The sequence below is a fragment of the Pseudomonas sp. ef1 genome, from assembly GCF_007293365.2.
In the GTDB taxonomy this organism is placed as follows: Bacteria; Pseudomonadota; Gammaproteobacteria; order Pseudomonadales; family Pseudomonadaceae; genus Aquipseudomonas; species Aquipseudomonas siliginis.
Map to the genome: position 1 here is coordinate 6083048 of NZ_CM129815.1, position 16651 is coordinate 6099698.

Consider the following 16651-nt stretch of genomic DNA (forward strand, 5'->3'; position numbering starts at 1 on the left):
GGTCACAGCCTCAAGAACGCTGGACCGTAACGATCTGAACGTACGCTCCAGGATTGACTAAAATCAGTGATTGAACAGGTCTCCCTTCCCACAGACACGGCTTGTCAGACATCTGCAAGCGCCACCCGCCGGGGGCTCGACATCCGGGAGTAGCGCAGGCTGATTTGATCTGGTAAGTTCGCCCGCTTGCAGCCGCAGGGCCGGCAGGTGTCGGTGATGGAGCAATCCTGCGCAATGGATTACAAGAGTAGAGGCGGTCCATTTCATGCCCACCCAAGCAAAGCAACAGCAGCAAACGTCGATCAGCGGCTTCGAACCTTACGTTCAGAAGGCGGGTGAAGAGTACATGGGCGCTCCGATGCGCGCGCACTTCACCAAGATCCTGAACAAGTGGAAACTGGACTTGATGCAGGAAGTCGACCGTACGGTTGATCACATGAAAGACGAAGCGGCCAACTTCCCTGACCCGGCCGACCGTGCCAGCCAGGAAGAAGAGTTCTCCCTCGAACTGCGCGCCCGCGATCGCGAGCGCAAGCTGATCAAGAAAATCGACAAGACCCTGCAGTTGATCGAAGACGAAGAGTACGGCTGGTGCGAGTCCTGCGGCATCGAGATTGGCGTCAAGCGCCTCGAAGCCCGTCCGACCGCGGATCTGTGCATCGACTGCAAGACCCTGGCGGAAATCAAGGAAAAGCAGGTCGGCAAGTAATCTCGGCCTGAACGAAAAACGGAGCGTGTGAACGCTCCGTTTTTGTTTCTGTGTTTTGCCCGCGGAACCTGCGTCTGCCTCTGTGGGAGCGAGCCTGCTCGCGAAAGCGTCCTCTCAGATAACTCTTTCATGACTGACACAGCTTTCGCGAGCAGGCTCGCTCCCACAGGGGTAACCTGCTTAAATTCTGAATAGCCTTTATCGCCTCCATGACTGCCAAATCCCCCGCCTACATCGGCCGCTTCGCCCCTACCCCCAGTGGCCACCTGCACTTCGGTTCGCTGGTCGCTGCGTTGGCGTCTTACCTCGACGCGCGCTCCGTCGGTGGGCGCTGGCTGGTGCGCATGGAAGATCTCGATCCGCCGCGCGAAGAGCCCGGTGCGCAAGCGGCGATTCTCAAGGCGCTGGAAAGCTACGGCTTCGAATGGGACGGCGAAATGGTCCGCCAGAGCGATCGGCACGCTGCCTACGCCGAAGTGCTCAACAGCCTGTTCAACCACGGTCTGGCCTACGCCTGCACCTGCTCGCGCAAACAACTGGAGCCGTATCACGGGATTTATCCGGGGTTTTGCCGCAATGCCGGGCATGATCAGCACGACGCCGCGATCCGCCTGCGCGTGCCGGAACTGGAATACCACTTCATCGATCGCGTGCAGGGCGAATACCGTCAGCACCTGGGCCGCGACGTCGGCGACTTCGTCATCCGTCGGCGCGATGGTCTCTACGCTTATCAATTGGCGGTGGTGCTCGACGACGCCTGGCAAGGCATTACCGACATCGTGCGCGGCGCTGACCTGCTCGATTCGACGCCGCGTCAGCTGTACCTGCAAGAACTGCTCGGCCTGAAACAGCCGCGCTATCTGCACCTGCCGCTGATCACCCAGCCGGACGGCAACAAACTCGGCAAGTCCTACCGTTCGCCGCCGCTCGAAGCCGATCAGGCCACGCCGTTGCTGCTGCGGGCCTTGCGCGCGCTGGGGCAGCATCCCGGCACCGAACTGGCTCACGCTTCGCCGCGCGAACTGCTGGCCTGGGGCAGCGCACATTGGGATGCTGCCAAGATCCCGCGCACACTGACCCTGCCCGAAGCGCAACTGCAATGACGACACTTGCAGTCGCGCGCCCATCCGTTACCATCGCCGCACGTTTTCGGGCACGCGCATAAAAAAGAGAGGCCGGGATGTACATCTATCGCTTGGTCCTGCTTTTGGTCGTCGGGATCTACCTGTTCTCCCCCGCCATCATGGATTGGTGGATCGACGCGACGGGCGCCTGGTATCGCCCTTATCTGCTCTGGCTGATCCTGATTGTCGTGACCTTCATCCTGCAGAGCCAAAAAGATGCCGATGAGCTTTAGCCTGACCCAGATGATCCTGATCAGCGCCGCGTACCTGGCGGCGCTGTTCGGCGTTGCCTGGGTCAGCGAACGGGGCATGATCCCGCGCGCGATCATTCGCCACCCGTTGACCTACACCCTGTCGCTGGGGGTTTACGCCAGCGCCTGGGCGTTCTACGGCACGGTGGGCCTGGCCTATCAGTACGGTTACGGCTTTCTGTCCAGTTATCTCGGCGTGTCCGGTGCATTCCTGCTGGCGCCGGTGCTGCTTTATCCGATCCTGAAGATCACCCGCACCTATCAACTGTCGTCGCTGGCCGATCTGTTTGCCTTCCGCTTTCGCAGCACCTGGGCCGGCGCGCTGACCACGATTTTCATGCTGATTGGCGTCTTGCCATTGCTTGCCCTGCAGATTCAGGCAGTGGCCGACTCGATCGGCATCCTCACCGGCGAACGCGTGCAGAGCCGCGTGGCGCTGGCGTTCTGTGCGCTGATCATTCTGTTCACAATCTTCTTCGGTTCCCGGCATATCGCCACGCGCGAAAAACATGAAGGGCTGGTGTTCGCGATTGCCTTTGAGTCGATCATCAAACTGATCGCCCTCGGCGGCGTTGGCCTGTATGCGCTGTATGGCGTATTCGACGGCCCGCAACAGCTCGAACTGTGGCTGCTGCAAAACCAGACGGCCCTCGCCGCCCTGCACACGCCGTTGCAGGAAGGCCCGTGGCGCACGCTGCTGCTGGTGTTCTTCGCCTCGGCGATCGTGATGCCGCACATGTATCACATGACCTTTACGGAAAACCTCAACCCGCGCTCGCTGGTCAGCGCCAGTTGGGGCCTGCCGTTGTTTCTGCTGTTGATGAGTCTTGCCGTACCGCTGATTCTCTGGGCCGGGCTGAAACTCGGCGCCACCACAGACCCGGAATATTTCACCCTCGGCATCGGCATCGCCGCCAACAGCAAACCGTTGGCCTTGCTTGCCTACGTCGGTGGCCTGTCCGCCGCCAGTGGCCTGATCATCGTCACCACCCTGGCCTTGTCGGGCATGGCGCTGAACCATCTGGTGCTGCCGCTCTATCAGCCGCCGGCCGAGGGCAACATCTACCGCTGGCTGAAATGGACCCGCCGGGCGCTGATCGTGGCGATCATCATGGCCGGTTTCGGTTTCTATCTGATGCTCGGCGTCGAGCAGGATCTGGCCAACCTCGGCATCGTCGCTTTTGTTGCGACCCTGCAGTTTCTGCCTGGGGTGCTCTCGGTGCTGTACTGGCCGACCGCCAACCGCCGTGGCTTCATTGCCGGGCTGCTGGCGGGGATCACGGTCTGGGTGGTGACCATGTTGCTGCCGCTGGTCGGCAATCTGCAGGGTTTCTATATCCCGCTGCTGAACATGATCTACGTGCTCGACGACACCAGTTGGCACATGGCGGCCATCGCCTCGCTGGCCGCCAACGTGTTGATGTTCACCCTGATCTCACTGTTCACCAACGCCAGCCCGGAAGAAGCCAGCGCCGCCGAAGCCTGCGCCGTGGACAACGTGCGCCGCCCGCAACGCCGCGAGCTGCACGCCGCTTCGCCGCAGGAATTTGCCACGCAACTGGCCAAGCCGCTCGGTGCCAAGGCTGCGCAGAAAGAGGTCGAGCAAGCGCTGCGCGATCTGTATCTGCCCTTCGATGAACGCCGGCCGTATGCCTTGCGCCGGTTGCGCGACCGCATCGAGGCCAACCTGTCCGGCCTGATGGGTCCGAGCGTTGCGCAGGATATGGTGGAAACCTTCCTGCCCTACAAGGCTGGCGGCGAAAACTACGTCACCGAAGACATTCACTTCATTGAAAGCCGTCTCGAGGATTATCACTCGCGCCTCACCGGCCTGGCCGCCGAACTCGACGCCCTGCGCCGCTACCACCGCCAGACCTTGCAGGAACTGCCGATGGGCGTCTGCTCGCTGGCCAAGGATCAGGAGATCCTGATGTGGAACAAGGCCATGGAAGAGCTGACCGGCATCGCCGCGCAGCGAGTGGTCGGTTCGCGCCTGAGTACCATCGCCAACCCGTGGAAAGAGTTGCTGCAAGGCTTCATCAACCTGCCCGACGAGCATTTGCACAAACAGCATCTGGCGCTCGATGGTCAGACCCGCTGGCTGAATCTGCACAAAGCGGCAATCGACGAGCCGTTGGCCCCGGGTAACAGTGGCCTGGTGTTACTGGTCGAGGATTTGACCGAAACGCAGATGCTCGAAGACAAACTGGTGCATTCCGAACGCCTGGCCAGCATCGGCCGACTCGCAGCGGGTGTGGCCCACGAAATCGGCAACCCGATCACCGGCATCGCCTGCCTGGCGCAGAACCTGCGCGAAGAGCGCGAAGACGACGGTGAGCTGACGGAAATCAGCGGGCAGATTCTCGAGCAGACCAAACGCGTCTCGCGCATCGTCCAGTCGCTGATGAGCTTCGCCCATGCCGGCAGTCATCAGCACAACGACGAACCGGTGTGTCTGGCCGAAGTCGCGCAGGATGCCATCGGCCTGCTGGCGCTGAACCGGCGCAATTTCGAAGTGCAGTTCTACAACCTGTGCGATCCCGATCATTGGGTCGAAGGCGACCCGCAACGGCTTGCCCAGGTGCTGATCAATCTGCTCTCCAACGCCCGCGACGCCTCGCCGCCGCACAGTGCGGTACGGGTCAAGAGCGAAGCCGGCGAACACACGGTCGATCTGATCGTCGAAGACGAAGGCAGTGGTATTCCGTCGAGCATCATGGACCGATTGTTCGAACCTTTCTTCACCACCAAGGATCCGGGTGAAGGCACCGGTCTGGGCCTTGCACTGGTCTATTCCATCGTTGAAGAGCATTATGGACAAATCACCATCGACAGCCCGGCTGATGTACAAAGCCAACGCGGCACCCGTATCCGGGTGACCTTACCGCGTCATGTCGAAGCGACGTCCGCTGTGAACTGAGACCGTCGAGAGTATCGAATCAATGCCGCACATTTTGATCGTCGAAGACGAAACCATCATCCGCTCCGCCTTGCGCCGCCTGCTGGAACGCAACCAGTACCAGGTCAGCGAAGCCGGATCAGTGCAGGAAGCACAAGAACGCTTCACCATTCCTACGTTCGATCTGATCGTCAGCGACCTGCGCCTGCCGGGCGCTCCGGGCACCGAGCTGATCAAGCTCGGCCAGGGCACACCGGTGCTGATCATGACCAGTTACGCCAGCCTGCGCTCGGCGGTCGACTCGATGAAAATGGGCGCGGTCGATTACATCGCCAAGCCGTTCGACCACGATGAAATGCTCCAGGCGGTTGCGCGGATCCTGCGTGATCGTCAGTCGGCGCCAGCTGCCGGCGAAACCACGGCGAGCAAGCCTGCCGCCGGCAATGGCAAAGCCGCTGTGGATAACAGCAATGGCGAAATCGGCATCATCGGCTCCTGCCCGCCGATGCAAGACCTGTACAGCAAGATCCGCAAGGTCGCGCCAACCGATTCCAACGTATTGATTCAGGGTGAGTCCGGCACCGGTAAAGAACTGGTGGCCCGCGCCCTGCACAATCTGTCGAAACGCGCCAAGGCGCCGATGATTTCGGTGAACTGCGCGGCGATTCCGGAAAGCCTCATCGAGTCCGAACTGTTCGGCCACGAGAAAGGCGCGTTCACCGGCGCCAGCGCCGGTCGCGCCGGTCTGGTCGAAGCGGCGGACGGCGGCACCCTGTTCCTCGATGAGATCGGCGAACTGCCCCTCGAAGCCCAGGCTCGCTTGCTGCGGGTTCTGCAGGAGGGCGAGATCCGCCGCGTAGGTTCGGTGCAGTCGCAGAAAGTCGATGTGCGCCTGATCGCTGCAACGCACCGAGATCTGAAGAGCCTGGCGAAAATCGGCCAGTTCCGTGAAGACCTTTATTACCGTCTGCACGTGATTGCCCTGAAGCTGCCGCCGCTGCGCGAGCGTGGCGCCGACGTCAACGAAATCGCCAATGCCTTCCTCGCTCGCCAGAGCGCGCGGATCAATCGCACCGACCTGAAATTCGCTGCCGACGCTGAACAGGCGATCCGGCACTATTCGTGGCCGGGTAACGTGCGTGAGCTGGAAAACGCGGTTGAGCGCGCGGTGATTCTCAGCGAAAGCCCGGAGATTTCGGCCGACCTGCTGGGCATCGACATCGAGCTGAGCGATCTGGAAGACGACGAGTTCATCGGTCTGCCGCCGCAAACCGGCGGTAACGCCAGCAACAGCAGCCATGAGCCGACCGAGGATCTGTCGCTGGAAGACTATTTCCAGCACTTCGTCCTCGAGCATCAGGACCACATGACCGAGACCGAACTGGCACGCAAACTGGGCGTCAGCCGCAAATGCCTGTGGGAACGCCGCCAGCGTCTGGGCATTCCACGACGCAAGACCGGGGTCGCCAGCGAGAGCTGAGCGTTACCCACCGCGTGCGCGGGTAACGCATGACAATGTGAAAAAACTGTTACCGCAGTCGATTCACGTAACAGAAGCCGGGGTTATCGGTAACGAAACCCCGGCTTTTTTTCGCCCCTGCAAAACGGTTATATCGACCTAACCCCTTGTTTTACTGGGCAAGACAAAAGTTGGCACGCACCCTGCTATATGTTTGGTACAAGAACAATAACAAGCAATGCACAAGACAATAAAAATAAGACGAATCGACTCACGCACAATAAAAACAAGACGGCGAGAGGCGCAGCTAACTGATTCTTTTGGAGAGGCGTTGTATTTGGGGCTTGCCCCACGACCAGGCCGAGAACAACAAAAACTGTCCTAAGACAGAGCCTGTACTGGTTGGATCGACAGATCACTGCAATTCAGCGACCAAAGCAATCCGTTTGCTCTTGGCTCCCGATTGGGAGGGTCACGAAGGAAACACTTCGTGGCGAGGGCACTCAACAAAAACAAGAAGCCCGAATCAATAATAAAAAGAGCACGCAACTACTTCTTGGGGAGCTTCGGCTCCCCTTGTAGTTTCTCTCCCCGCTGAAATCCCCCTGTTTCCCTCGTTCGACCCTTGCAGCTTGCGGCTTGCAGCTCATATCTGCTGCGTCCTACACCATCCCCCGACTAAATGCTAGAATCTGCGCCCATCATGCGGTCATTCTTTTGGTATGGCCGAACATTCCTTCAAACAGTGCATCCCATGCTGAAGAAGCTGTTCCAGTCATTCCGAACTCCCGTGCGTCGTACGCAACACATCCGCAGCACCCCTGAAGTGCTCAACAGCGGCCAACATTCGCTGCAGAAAACGCAGTTCAGCCGCTATGCGGTGAATATCGTCGAACGCCTGCAAGGTGCCGGTTACCAGGCTTATCTGGTCGGTGGTTGCGTGCGTGACATGCTGTTGGGCATCACGCCCAAGGATTTCGACGTCGCCACCAGCGCCACCCCCGAGCAGGTCCGTGCCGAATTCCGCAATGCGCGGATCATCGGTCGCCGATTCAAACTGGTGCACATCCATTTCGGTCGCGAAATCATTGAAGTCGCGACCTTCCGCGCCAATCACCCGGTCAACGAAGACGAGGAAGACAGCAACCAGTCTTCGCGCAACGAGAGCGGGCGCATTCTGCGCGACAACGTCTACGGCACCCTGGAAGAAGACGCGCAACGCCGCGACTTCACCATCAATGCTCTGTATTACGATCCGGTCAGCGAGCGCATTCTCGATTACGCCAATGGCGTGCACGACATTCGCAATCACCTGATCCGTCTGATCGGCGACCCGAAGCAGCGTTACCAGGAAGACCCGGTGCGCATGCTGCGGGCCGTGCGTTTCGCCGCCAAGCTCAACTTCGGCATCGAGAAGCACACCGTGCAGCCGATCCGTGAGCTGGCGCCGATGCTGCGCGAGATTCCTTCGGCGCGGCTGTTCGAAGAAGTGCTCAAGCTGTTCCTCTCCGGGCACGGCGCGATCACCTTTGAAATGTTGGTTGATCTGCAACTGTTCGCCCCGCTGTTCCCGGCCAGTGCCGAAGCGCTGGAATACAATCCGGAATACACCCATACCTTGATCAGCGAAGCACTGACCAACACCGACCTGCGCATCAAGCAGAACAAACCGGTGACCCCGGCGTTCCTGTTTGCCGCCCTGCTCTGGCCGGCACTGCCGGCCCGCGTGTTGCGTCTGCAGGAACGTGGCATGCCGCCGATTCCGGCGATGCAGGAAGCCGCTCACGAGCTGATCGCCGAACAATGCCAGCGCATCGCGATTCCGAAGCGCTTCACCATGCCGATCCGCGAAATCTGGGACATGCAGGAACGCCTGCCACGGCGCAGTGGCAAACGCGCCGATCTGTTGCTGGACAACCCGCGTTTCCGCGCCGGTTACGATTTCCTCCTGCTGCGCGAAAGCGCCGGCGAGGAGACCGATGGCCTCGGCGAATGGTGGACCGATTATCAGGACGCCAACGACAGCGAGCGTCGCGACATGATCCGCGACCTCAGCGGCAAGGGTGACGATGCCAGCGGCGCGCCACGCAAACGTCGCCGCAGCGGCGGTTCCAAGCGCAAGCGCGCCGGCGCCTCGAGCGCGACGGGCGAGTAAGCGATGGAACGCATCTACATTGGTCTGGGCAGCAACCTCGCTGACCCGGCCGACCAGTTGCGCAGCGCCATCGCGGCGCTGGGGCAATTGCCGCAGACGAGTCTTGCCGGCGTTTCAGCCTTTTATCAAAGCGATTCACTGTTGCCGGGCCAGCCGCGCTACACCAACGCTGTCGCCGCCCTCGACAGCTCGCTCGCACCGATCGAGTTGCTCGACGCCTTGCAGGCGATCGAAAACGCTCAGGGCCGCGAACGTCTGGAGCGCTGGGGGCCACGCACCCTGGATCTGGATATTCTGCTGTTCGGCGATCGCCTGATCGATGAGCCACGGCTGAAAGTCCCGCATTACCAGATTCAGGAGCGGGCGTTCGTTCTTTATCCCCTCGCTGAACTGGCACCGCAGGATCTGCGTCTTGCCGATGGCCGCACGCTGACAGACCTGCTGGCCGCCTGCCCGTTTGTCGGCCTTGAACGCCTCTCCCACGCCTGACACAAATCCCCTGTAGGAGCTGTCGAGTGAAACGAGGCTGCGATCTTTTGATCTTTCAAATCAAGATCAAAAGATCGCAGCGTTCCGCAGCTCCTACAAAATGCAGCGTTCAACATTCAGTTTTTGTCAGACAAAAATCCCCCCAATCAGGCCTGCCGCGCCGCTGAATCGCATCAGTAACGCCGGTAACACCGCCCGCGTAACAAGGCGGTAACACACGCAATTGACTTCCTGTTGGCTCATCACGACTATAGGCGTCCCGCTGCCGCCAACCCGGCATGAACGGGCGCAATCCAGGCCTTTCAAAGCACGACACAAGACCGTGCGCCTGAGTAGATGAAGAATCACGCGCGTGACTCGCAGCAGTTTCCAGAGCGCCTGAACGAGGATTTTTTACATGCCAGCCATCACCCTGACCACGCTCCAGAGCCTCAAGCAGAAAGGTGAAAAAATCACCATGCTGACCTGCTATGACGCGACCTTCGCCCATGCCTGCAATGAGGCCGGTGTCGAAGTGCTGCTGGTCGGCGACTCCCTGGGCATGGTCCTGCAGGGGCACGACAGCACCCTGCCAGTGACCACGGCGGAAATGGCCTATCACGTCGCCAGCGTCAAGCGTGGCAATGGCGATGCCCTGATCCTCGCCGACCTGCCGTTCATGGCCAACGCCACCCTCGAACAGACCATGAACAACAGCGCCATGCTGATGCAGGCCGGCGCGCACATGGTCAAGGTTGAGGGTCAGCTGTGGCTGGCGGAGTCGATCCGCCTGCTCGCCGAGCGCGGTGTGCCGGTGTGCGCGCACATGGGCCTGACCCCGCAAGCGGTGAACATCCTCGGTGGCTATAAGGTGCAGGGCCGCAATGAGAACCAGGCGCGGCAGATGCGTGCCGATGCGATCGCGCTGGAGCAGGCCGGTGCGGCCATGCTGTTGCTCGAGTGCGTGCCGAGCGAACTGGCGGCAGAAATCAGCCAGGCCGTGGGCATTCCGGTGATCGGTATCGGTGCCGGCAACGCCACCGACGGCCAGGTACTGGTATTGCACGACATGCTCGGCCTGTCGATCACCGGCCGCGTCCCCAAATTCGTCAAAAACTTCATGCAAGGTCAGGACAGCATCCAGGCCGCGCTGAAGGCTTACGTCAGCGAAGTCAAAGCCACCACGTTTCCCGGCATCGAACACGGATTCTCTGCATGAACACCGTCAAAACCGTACGCGAACTGCGTGCCGCCGTCGCCCGCGCGCGCAGTGAAGGCAAGCGCATCGGCTTCGTGCCGACCATGGGCAACCTGCACAGCGGCCACGTCGCACTGATCACCAAAGCTACCCAGCGAGTCGATTTCGTCGTCGCGAGTATTTTCGTCAACCCGCTGCAGTTCGGCGCCGGCGAAGACCTCGACAAATACCCGCGCACCCTCGCCGCCGATCAGGAAAAGCTCCTCGAAGCCGGTTGCGACCTGCTCTTCGCGCCGACGGTTGAAGAGATGTACCCGGACGGCATGGCCGGCCAAACCCGGGTCAGCGTGCCACAACTTTCTGAAGGCCTGTGTGGTGCCAGCCGTCCGGGACACTTCGAAGGTGTGGCGACGGTGGTCAGCAAGCTGTTCAATATGGTCCAGCCGGACCTGGCGATTTTCGGCCAGAAGGATTACCAGCAACTGGCGGTGATCCGCGCACTGGTGCATGACCTGAACATGCCGATCCAGATCATCGGCGAGCCAACCGTACGTGCTGCGGACGGTCTGGCGCTGTCGTCGCGCAACGGCTTCCTCAGTGAAGACCAGCGCGCCGTGGCGCCGGTGGTGTATCGCGTGCTGAGCAGCATTGCCGAAGCGATCAAGCAAGGTGAGCGTGATTACCCGGCGTTGATCGCTGCACAGTTGCAGGTACTGGAAGCAGCGGGTCTGCGTCCGGATTATCTGGAAATCCGTCATGGCCTGACCTTGCGTCCGGCGACGGCGGAAGATCGCGATCTGGTGATTCTGGTAGCGGCGTTCCTCGGCACCACGCGATTGATCGACAACCTGCACCTGAATCTCGATAGCCCGATTTAAGCAGCAACGAATTTCCCTGTGGGAGCGAGCCTGCTCGCGAAGGCGGTGTATCAGCGACTTATAAGTTGCCTGACACCACGCCTTCGCGAGCAAGCTCGCTCCCACAAGTGTTTTCGGTGCATGCCGGTTGGGCGAAAGTCTTCCGGGCACCTCCGTTTGTCGGCCAGATTCCTCTGCGGATGTTAAAAAAGTACAGGGATCTGGTCAGACAAAGTCAAGACAGAACGCAGCGCGAGGTTTACTGTATTCGCCCTGTGTCCAGATCTCGTGTCGACGCAGTTGATCCCATGCGCTAAAACTCGTGGTTGATCTGTACCGTGTTCAAAAGGCCGTTCAAGTAAAAAGGAAAACCGCAGCGATGGCGTACTACCGCACTCCTCACGACGTTACCGCTCTGCCCGCCTGGCAAGCGTTGAAAGACCACCGCCAAGCCATGCAGGATTTCAGCATGCGCGAAGCCTTCAACGCCGATCCGCAGCGTTTCAATCAGTTCACCCTCAGCAGCTGCGGTCTGTTTCTCGACTATTCGAAGAATTTGATCAACGCCGAGACCCGCAACCTGCTCGTGGGCCTGGCCAATGAAGTCGATCTGAAGGGCGCGATCAAGGCGCTGTTCGACGGCGAAATCGTCAACGCCTCCGAAGGCCGCCCGGCACTGCACACCGCCCTGCGCCGCCCGGTCGGCGACAAATTGTCGGTCAACGGCGTCAACGTGATGCCGGAGGTGCACAAGGTGCTGAACCAGATCACCGATCTGGTCGGCCGCATTCACGATGGCTTGTGGCGCGGTTACACCGAGAAGCCGATCACCGACGTGGTCAACATTGGCATCGGCGGCTCGTTCCTCGGCCCTGAGCTGGTGTCCGAAGCACTGCTGTCCTACGCGCAGAAAGGCGTACGTTGCCACTATCTGGCAAACATCGACGGCAGCGAATTCCATGAGCTGACGCAGAAACTGCGCGCCGAGACCACGCTGTTCATCGTTTCGTCGAAGTCGTTCAACACCCTCGAAACCCTGAAAAACGCGCAGGCCGCACGCGCCTGGTACCTGGCACAGGGCGGCTCGGAAGCCGAGCTGTATCGCCACTTCATCGCCGTATCGAGCAACAACGCCGCCGCTGTGGCCTTCGGTATCCGTGAAGAAAACATCTTCCCGATGTGGGACTGGGTCGGCGGGCGTTATTCGCTGTGGTCGGCGATTGGTTTGCCGATTGCGCTGGCCATCGGCATGTCCAACTTCAAGGAACTGCTGTCTGGTGCCTACACCATGGACCAGCATTTCCAGACCGCGCCGTTCGAACAGAACATGCCGGTGTTGCTGGCCCTGCTCGGCGTGTGGTACGGCAACTTCTGGGGTGCGCAAAGCCACGCGATCCTGCCGTACGACCACTATCTACGCAACATCACCAAGCACTTGCAACAGCTGGACATGGAGTCCAACGGCAAGAGCGTGCGTCAGGACGGCACCTCGGTGTCGACCGATACCGGCCCGGTGATCTGGGGCGGCGTCGGCTGCAACGGCCAGCACGCTTATCACCAGTTGCTGCACCAGGGCACCCAACTGATCCCGGCCGACTTCATCGTGCCGATCGTCAGCTTCAACCCGGTTTCCGATCATCACCAGTGGCTGTACGCCAACTGCCTGTCGCAGAGCCAGGCGCTGATGCTCGGCAAGACCCTGCCGGAAGCTGAAGCCGAACTGCGCGACAAAGGCATGGGCGAAGACGACGTGCGCAAACTGGCGCCGCACAAGGTGATTCCGGGCAATCGTCCGAGCAACACCTTGGTAGTCGAACGCATCAGCCCGCGTCGCCTTGGCGCCCTGGTGGCGATGTATGAGCACAAAGTGTTCGTGCAAAGCGTGGTCTGGGGCATCAACGCCTTCGACCAGTGGGGTGTGGAGCTGGGCAAGGAATTGGGCAAAGGCGTATACAACCGTCTGGTCGGCAGCGACGAGACCGTGGCTGACGATGCCTCGACTCAAGGCCTGATCAACTACTTCCGCGGGCGCCATCGCGGCTAATAAAAGCCTTCGGGCAGAACGCTGTTCCCCTGTGGGAGCGAGCCTGCTCGCGAAAGCGGTTCGTCATTCAACACCTTCGTTGACTGACACTGCGCCTTCGCGAGCAGGCTCGCTCCCACAGTTGTTTTGGCACATGACTTGAACCTGTGCAGCGCTCGGCGCATCTTTATTCGTGTCGCACCACAAGAATAAGGAACCGTCATGTTCGATATCAGCACGTTCCCCAAAGCCGATGCCGTGCGCCAGGCAGCTCAGTTGAGTCAGGACGAGTATCGGCGCCTGTACCGCGAATCGATTGAACACCCCAGCGCCTTCTGGGCCGAGCAGGCCACGCGTTTCCTCGATTGGAGCACGCCGTGGCAGACCGTTCAGCGCTATGACCTGAAAACCGGAGAAGCCGCCTGGTTTGCCGGCGGCAAGCTCAACGTCAGCTACAACTGCATCGACCGTCACCTCAAGCAACGCGGCGAGCAGACCGCCCTGCTCTGGGAAGGCGACGACCCCGCCGAATCGGCGCAGATCACTTACAACAAACTCCATCACCACGTCTGCCGTTTGGCCAACGTGCTGAAAAGCCGTGGCGTGAAGAAAGGCGACCGGGTGTGCATCTACATGCCGATGATCCCCGAAGCCGCCTACGCCATGCTCGCCTGCGCGCGAATCGGCGCGATTCATTCGGTGGTGTTCGGCGGATTTTCCCCGGATTCCCTGCGTGATCGAATTCTCGACGCCGACTGCCGTACCGTGATCACCGCCGATGAGGGCGTACGTGGCGGCCGCTTCGTGCCACTGAAAAACAACGTCGACAAAGCCCTGCAAAGCTGCCCGAACGTCAGCACCGTGGTGGTGGTAGAGCGCACTCAGGGCCAGGTCGACTGGGTCGAGGGCCGTGACCTGTGGTACCACCAGGCGGTGCGCGAGGTCAGCGACGACTGCCCCCCAGAACCGATGGACGCCGAAGATCCGCTGTTCATCCTCTACACCTCCGGCAGCACCGGCAAACCCAAAGGCGTGTTGCACACCACCGGCGGCTATCTGCTGCAAGCGGCAATGACCTTCAAATATGTGCTCGACTACCGCGACGGCGAAGTGTTCTGGTGCACCGCCGACGTCGGCTGGGTCACCGGCCACAGTTACATCGTCTACGGGCCGCTGGCCAACGGTGCGACCACACTGATGTTCGAAGGCGTGCCGAGCTACCCGAGCAGTTCGCGCTTCTGGCAGGTCATCGACAAGCACAAGGTCAACATTTTCTACACAGCACCCACCGCCCTGCGCGCGCTGATGCGCGAAGGCGCCGGACCATTGAAGGAAACTTCGCGCGCCAGCCTCAGATTGCTCGGCAGCGTCGGTGAGCCGATCAACCCGGAAGCGTGGGAATGGTATTTCAATGCCGTCGGTGAACAGCGCTGCCCGATCGTCGACACCTGGTGGCAGACCGAAACCGGCGGCATCATGCTCAGCCCGCTGGTCAGCGCCCAACGGATCAAACCGGGGTGCGCGACGCAACCGATGTTCGGCGTGCAACCGGTATTGCTTGACGAAGCCGGCAAGGAAATCAAAGGCGCCGGCAGCGGCGTGCTGGCGATCAAATCCAGCTGGCCGGCGCAGATTCGCAGCGTCTACGGCGATCCGCAGCGGATGATCGACACTTACTTCAAACCCTACCCCGGCTATTACTTCACCGGCGACGGCGCCCGCCGTGACGAGGACGGCGATTACTGGATTACCGGACGCATCGACGATGTGATCAACGTCTCCGGCCACCGCATCGGCACCGCCGAAGTGGAGAGCGCCCTGGTGCTGCACGACAGCATCGCCGAAGCCGCCGTGGTCGGTTATCCCCACGACGTCAAAGGCCAGGGCATCTACGCATTCGTGACGCCAATGAACGGCACCGAGGCCAACGAAGAGCTGAAGAAAGACCTGCTGGCGCATGTCAGCAAGGAGATCGGCAGCTTCGCCAAACCGGACCTGATCCAGTGGGCGCCGGCGCTACCAAAGACCCGTTCGGGCAAGATCATGCGGCGGATTTTGCGCAAGATTGCCTGCAATGAGCTCGACAGCCTTGGCGATACTTCGACCCTGGCAGACCCAAGCGTGGTGCAGGACCTCGTCGACAAGCGGCTCAATACTTGAGAGCTGCAAGTTTCTAGCTACAAGCTGCAAGCTAAAGCGGTCCGCGCAGCTTTTCGCTTTTAGCTTGCAGCTAGAAACTTGCCGCTTGTAGCTCCCCGACTGCTAAGCTTCGCGTTTTTTCAGCAAGGCGCCCGCATGTCTTCCTTGAATCAGGCGCTGCGCGCCGCCCTCGATCAACGCCAGGACCTGCTCGCTGCGCTGCACAGCCAGGGCACCGATTGCTATCGGCTGTTCCACGGCAGCCAGGAAGGCGCCGGCGGCCTGACCATCGACCGCTACGGCCCGCAACTGCTGGTACAGAGTTTTCACCAGACGCTAGAACGTGATGATCTGTTGCAACTGCACGCCATGGTCAACCAGACGCTGGGCTTCGACACCCTGCTGGTCTACAACGACCGCTCTCGTGGCAATTCGCGGATCGATCGCGAGGACAGCGTCTATAAAGCCGATGACGCTGCACTGGCCGATATGGTCGGGCATGAATGGGGCCTGAACTACCGCGTGCGCGGGCGTCATGCCGGGCAGGATCCGCTGCTGTTCCTCGACCTGCGCAACACCCGTGGCTGGGTCAAGGATCACGCGCAAGGCAAAAGTGTGCTCAACCTGTTCGCTTACACCTGTGGCGTTGGTCTCAGTGCAGCGGCAGGTGGTGCGCGCGAGGTGTGCAACCTGGACTTTGCCGAAGGCAATCTGGCGGTCGGGCGCGAGAACGGCCTGCTCAATCCGCAGCTGCCGCCAATGCAATTCATTCAGTCCGATTACTTCCCGGCGATCCGCCAGCTCGCTGGCCTGCCGATCAGCCAGCGGCGCGGGCAGAAGCTGCCGAGCTATCAGCGCCTCGAACAGCGCCAATACGATCTGGTCCTGCTCGACCCGCCGGCGTGGGCCAAAAGTGCGTTCGGCACCGTCGATCTGCTGCGCGATTATCAGAGCCTGCTCAAACCGGCCCTGCTGACCACCGCCGACAATGGCGTACTGATCTGCTGCAACAACCTGGCGAAAGTCAGCATGGACGACTGGCGCGAACAAGTACTGCGCTGCGCCGAAAAGGCCGGCCGCCCGGTGCGCGAATGGAGCGTGATGACCCCGGGTGCGGACTTCCCCTCGCGGGACCAGCAGCCACCGTTGAAGACGCTGATCTTGCAGCTGTGATCCCTCCGGCATGAGCGATTACATTTCCCTGTGGGAGCGAGCCTGCTCGCGAAAGCGCAGTGTCAGTCGACTTGTTTTTCACCGAACCAGCGCATTCGCGAGCAGGCTCACTCCTACAATGGGTATCTGTTCCTACAGAAATTTCTGAACAATCCTGTCCCACATCAAGCACTTCGGAACCAGAATCGCGTGCCAT

Annotated in this window: 12 protein-coding genes; all 12 read left to right on the forward strand. The window is 60.7% G+C overall.

What is annotated here, in order from left to right:
- Window positions 1-265: 265 nt before the first annotated feature.
- The 12 genes from dksA (at window position 266) to FEE99_RS27885 (ending at window position 16455) form a co-directional block, all read left to right on the forward strand.
- Window positions 266-709, forward strand: coding sequence for an RNA polymerase-binding protein DksA (gene dksA, locus FEE99_RS27830; RefSeq protein ID WP_041477831.1), 444 nt, complete (start codon window positions 266-268; stop codon window positions 707-709).
- 209 nt (window positions 710-918) lie between these two features.
- Window positions 919-1812: a tRNA glutamyl-Q(34) synthetase GluQRS gene (gene gluQRS / locus FEE99_RS27835; protein WP_041477830.1), complete on the forward strand. Its 894-nt coding sequence runs from the start codon at window positions 919-921 to the stop codon at window positions 1810-1812.
- A gap of 77 nt (window positions 1813-1889) precedes the next feature.
- Window positions 1890-2066 (forward strand): hypothetical protein, encoded by a 177-nt coding sequence (locus tag FEE99_RS27840; RefSeq protein ID WP_003176118.1) that lies wholly within the window; start codon window positions 1890-1892, stop codon window positions 2064-2066.
- Window positions 2050-5004 (forward strand): sensor histidine kinase, encoded by a 2955-nt coding sequence (locus tag FEE99_RS27845; RefSeq protein ID WP_024014332.1) that lies wholly within the window; start codon window positions 2050-2052, stop codon window positions 5002-5004. The genes FEE99_RS27840 and FEE99_RS27845 overlap by 17 nt, the downstream gene beginning before the upstream one ends.
- Before the next feature lie 22 nt (window positions 5005-5026).
- Window positions 5027-6463: a sigma-54-dependent transcriptional regulator gene (locus FEE99_RS27850; protein WP_041477828.1), complete on the forward strand. Its 1437-nt coding sequence runs from the start codon at window positions 5027-5029 to the stop codon at window positions 6461-6463.
- 733 nt (window positions 6464-7196) lie between these two features.
- Complete coding sequence (locus tag FEE99_RS27855; protein WP_039761624.1) at window positions 7197-8597, forward strand: polynucleotide adenylyltransferase PcnB; 1401 nt, start codon at window positions 7197-7199, stop codon at window positions 8595-8597.
- Window positions 8598-8600: 3 nt separating this feature from the next.
- Window positions 8601-9086 (forward strand): 2-amino-4-hydroxy-6-hydroxymethyldihydropteridine diphosphokinase, encoded by a 486-nt coding sequence (gene folK, locus FEE99_RS27860; RefSeq protein ID WP_041477827.1) that lies wholly within the window; start codon window positions 8601-8603, stop codon window positions 9084-9086.
- A 397-nt stretch (window positions 9087-9483) separates the two neighbouring features.
- Window positions 9484-10284, forward strand: coding sequence for a 3-methyl-2-oxobutanoate hydroxymethyltransferase (gene panB / locus FEE99_RS27865; RefSeq protein ID WP_041477826.1), 801 nt, complete (start codon window positions 9484-9486; stop codon window positions 10282-10284).
- Complete coding sequence (gene panC, locus FEE99_RS27870; RefSeq protein ID WP_041477825.1) at window positions 10281-11141, forward strand: pantoate--beta-alanine ligase; 861 nt, start codon at window positions 10281-10283, stop codon at window positions 11139-11141. Before panB ends, panC begins: the two co-directional genes overlap by 4 nt.
- Before the next feature lie 358 nt (window positions 11142-11499).
- A complete protein-coding gene (pgi, locus tag FEE99_RS27875; RefSeq protein WP_016773160.1) occupies window positions 11500-13164 on the forward strand; it encodes a glucose-6-phosphate isomerase in 1665 nt (554 codons plus the stop codon).
- Between the two features lie 201 nt (window positions 13165-13365).
- Window positions 13366-15303 carry an acetate--CoA ligase gene (acs, locus tag FEE99_RS27880; protein ID WP_041477824.1) on the forward strand — a complete coding sequence of 646 codons (1938 nt, stop codon included), beginning with the start codon at window positions 13366-13368 and terminating at the stop codon, window positions 15301-15303.
- Window positions 15304-15438: 135 nt separating this feature from the next.
- A complete protein-coding gene (locus FEE99_RS27885) occupies window positions 15439-16455 on the forward strand; it encodes a class I SAM-dependent rRNA methyltransferase (protein WP_041477823.1) in 1017 nt (338 codons plus the stop codon).
- Window positions 16456-16651: the final 196 nt, after the last annotated feature.

Coding starts and splice junctions, on each gene's coding strand:
- dksA (WP_041477831.1), top strand. CDS start 266: ATGCCCACCCAAGCAAAGCAACAGCAGCAAACGTCGATCAGCGGCTTC.
- gluQRS (WP_041477830.1), top strand. CDS start 919: ATGACTGCCAAATCCCCCGCCTACATCGGCCGCTTCGCCCCTACCCCC.
- FEE99_RS27840 (WP_003176118.1), top strand. CDS start 1,890: ATGTACATCTATCGCTTGGTCCTGCTTTTGGTCGTCGGGATCTACCTG.
- FEE99_RS27845 (WP_024014332.1), top strand. CDS start 2,050: ATGCCGATGAGCTTTAGCCTGACCCAGATGATCCTGATCAGCGCCGCG.
- FEE99_RS27850 (WP_041477828.1), top strand. CDS start 5,027: ATGCCGCACATTTTGATCGTCGAAGACGAAACCATCATCCGCTCCGCC.
- FEE99_RS27855 (WP_039761624.1), top strand. CDS start 7,197: ATGCTGAAGAAGCTGTTCCAGTCATTCCGAACTCCCGTGCGTCGTACG.
- folK (WP_041477827.1), top strand. CDS start 8,601: ATGGAACGCATCTACATTGGTCTGGGCAGCAACCTCGCTGACCCGGCC.
- panB (WP_041477826.1), top strand. CDS start 9,484: ATGCCAGCCATCACCCTGACCACGCTCCAGAGCCTCAAGCAGAAAGGT.
- panC (WP_041477825.1), top strand. CDS start 10,281: ATGAACACCGTCAAAACCGTACGCGAACTGCGTGCCGCCGTCGCCCGC.
- pgi (WP_016773160.1), top strand. CDS start 11,500: ATGGCGTACTACCGCACTCCTCACGACGTTACCGCTCTGCCCGCCTGG.
- acs (WP_041477824.1), top strand. CDS start 13,366: ATGTTCGATATCAGCACGTTCCCCAAAGCCGATGCCGTGCGCCAGGCA.
- FEE99_RS27885 (WP_041477823.1), top strand. CDS start 15,439: ATGTCTTCCTTGAATCAGGCGCTGCGCGCCGCCCTCGATCAACGCCAG.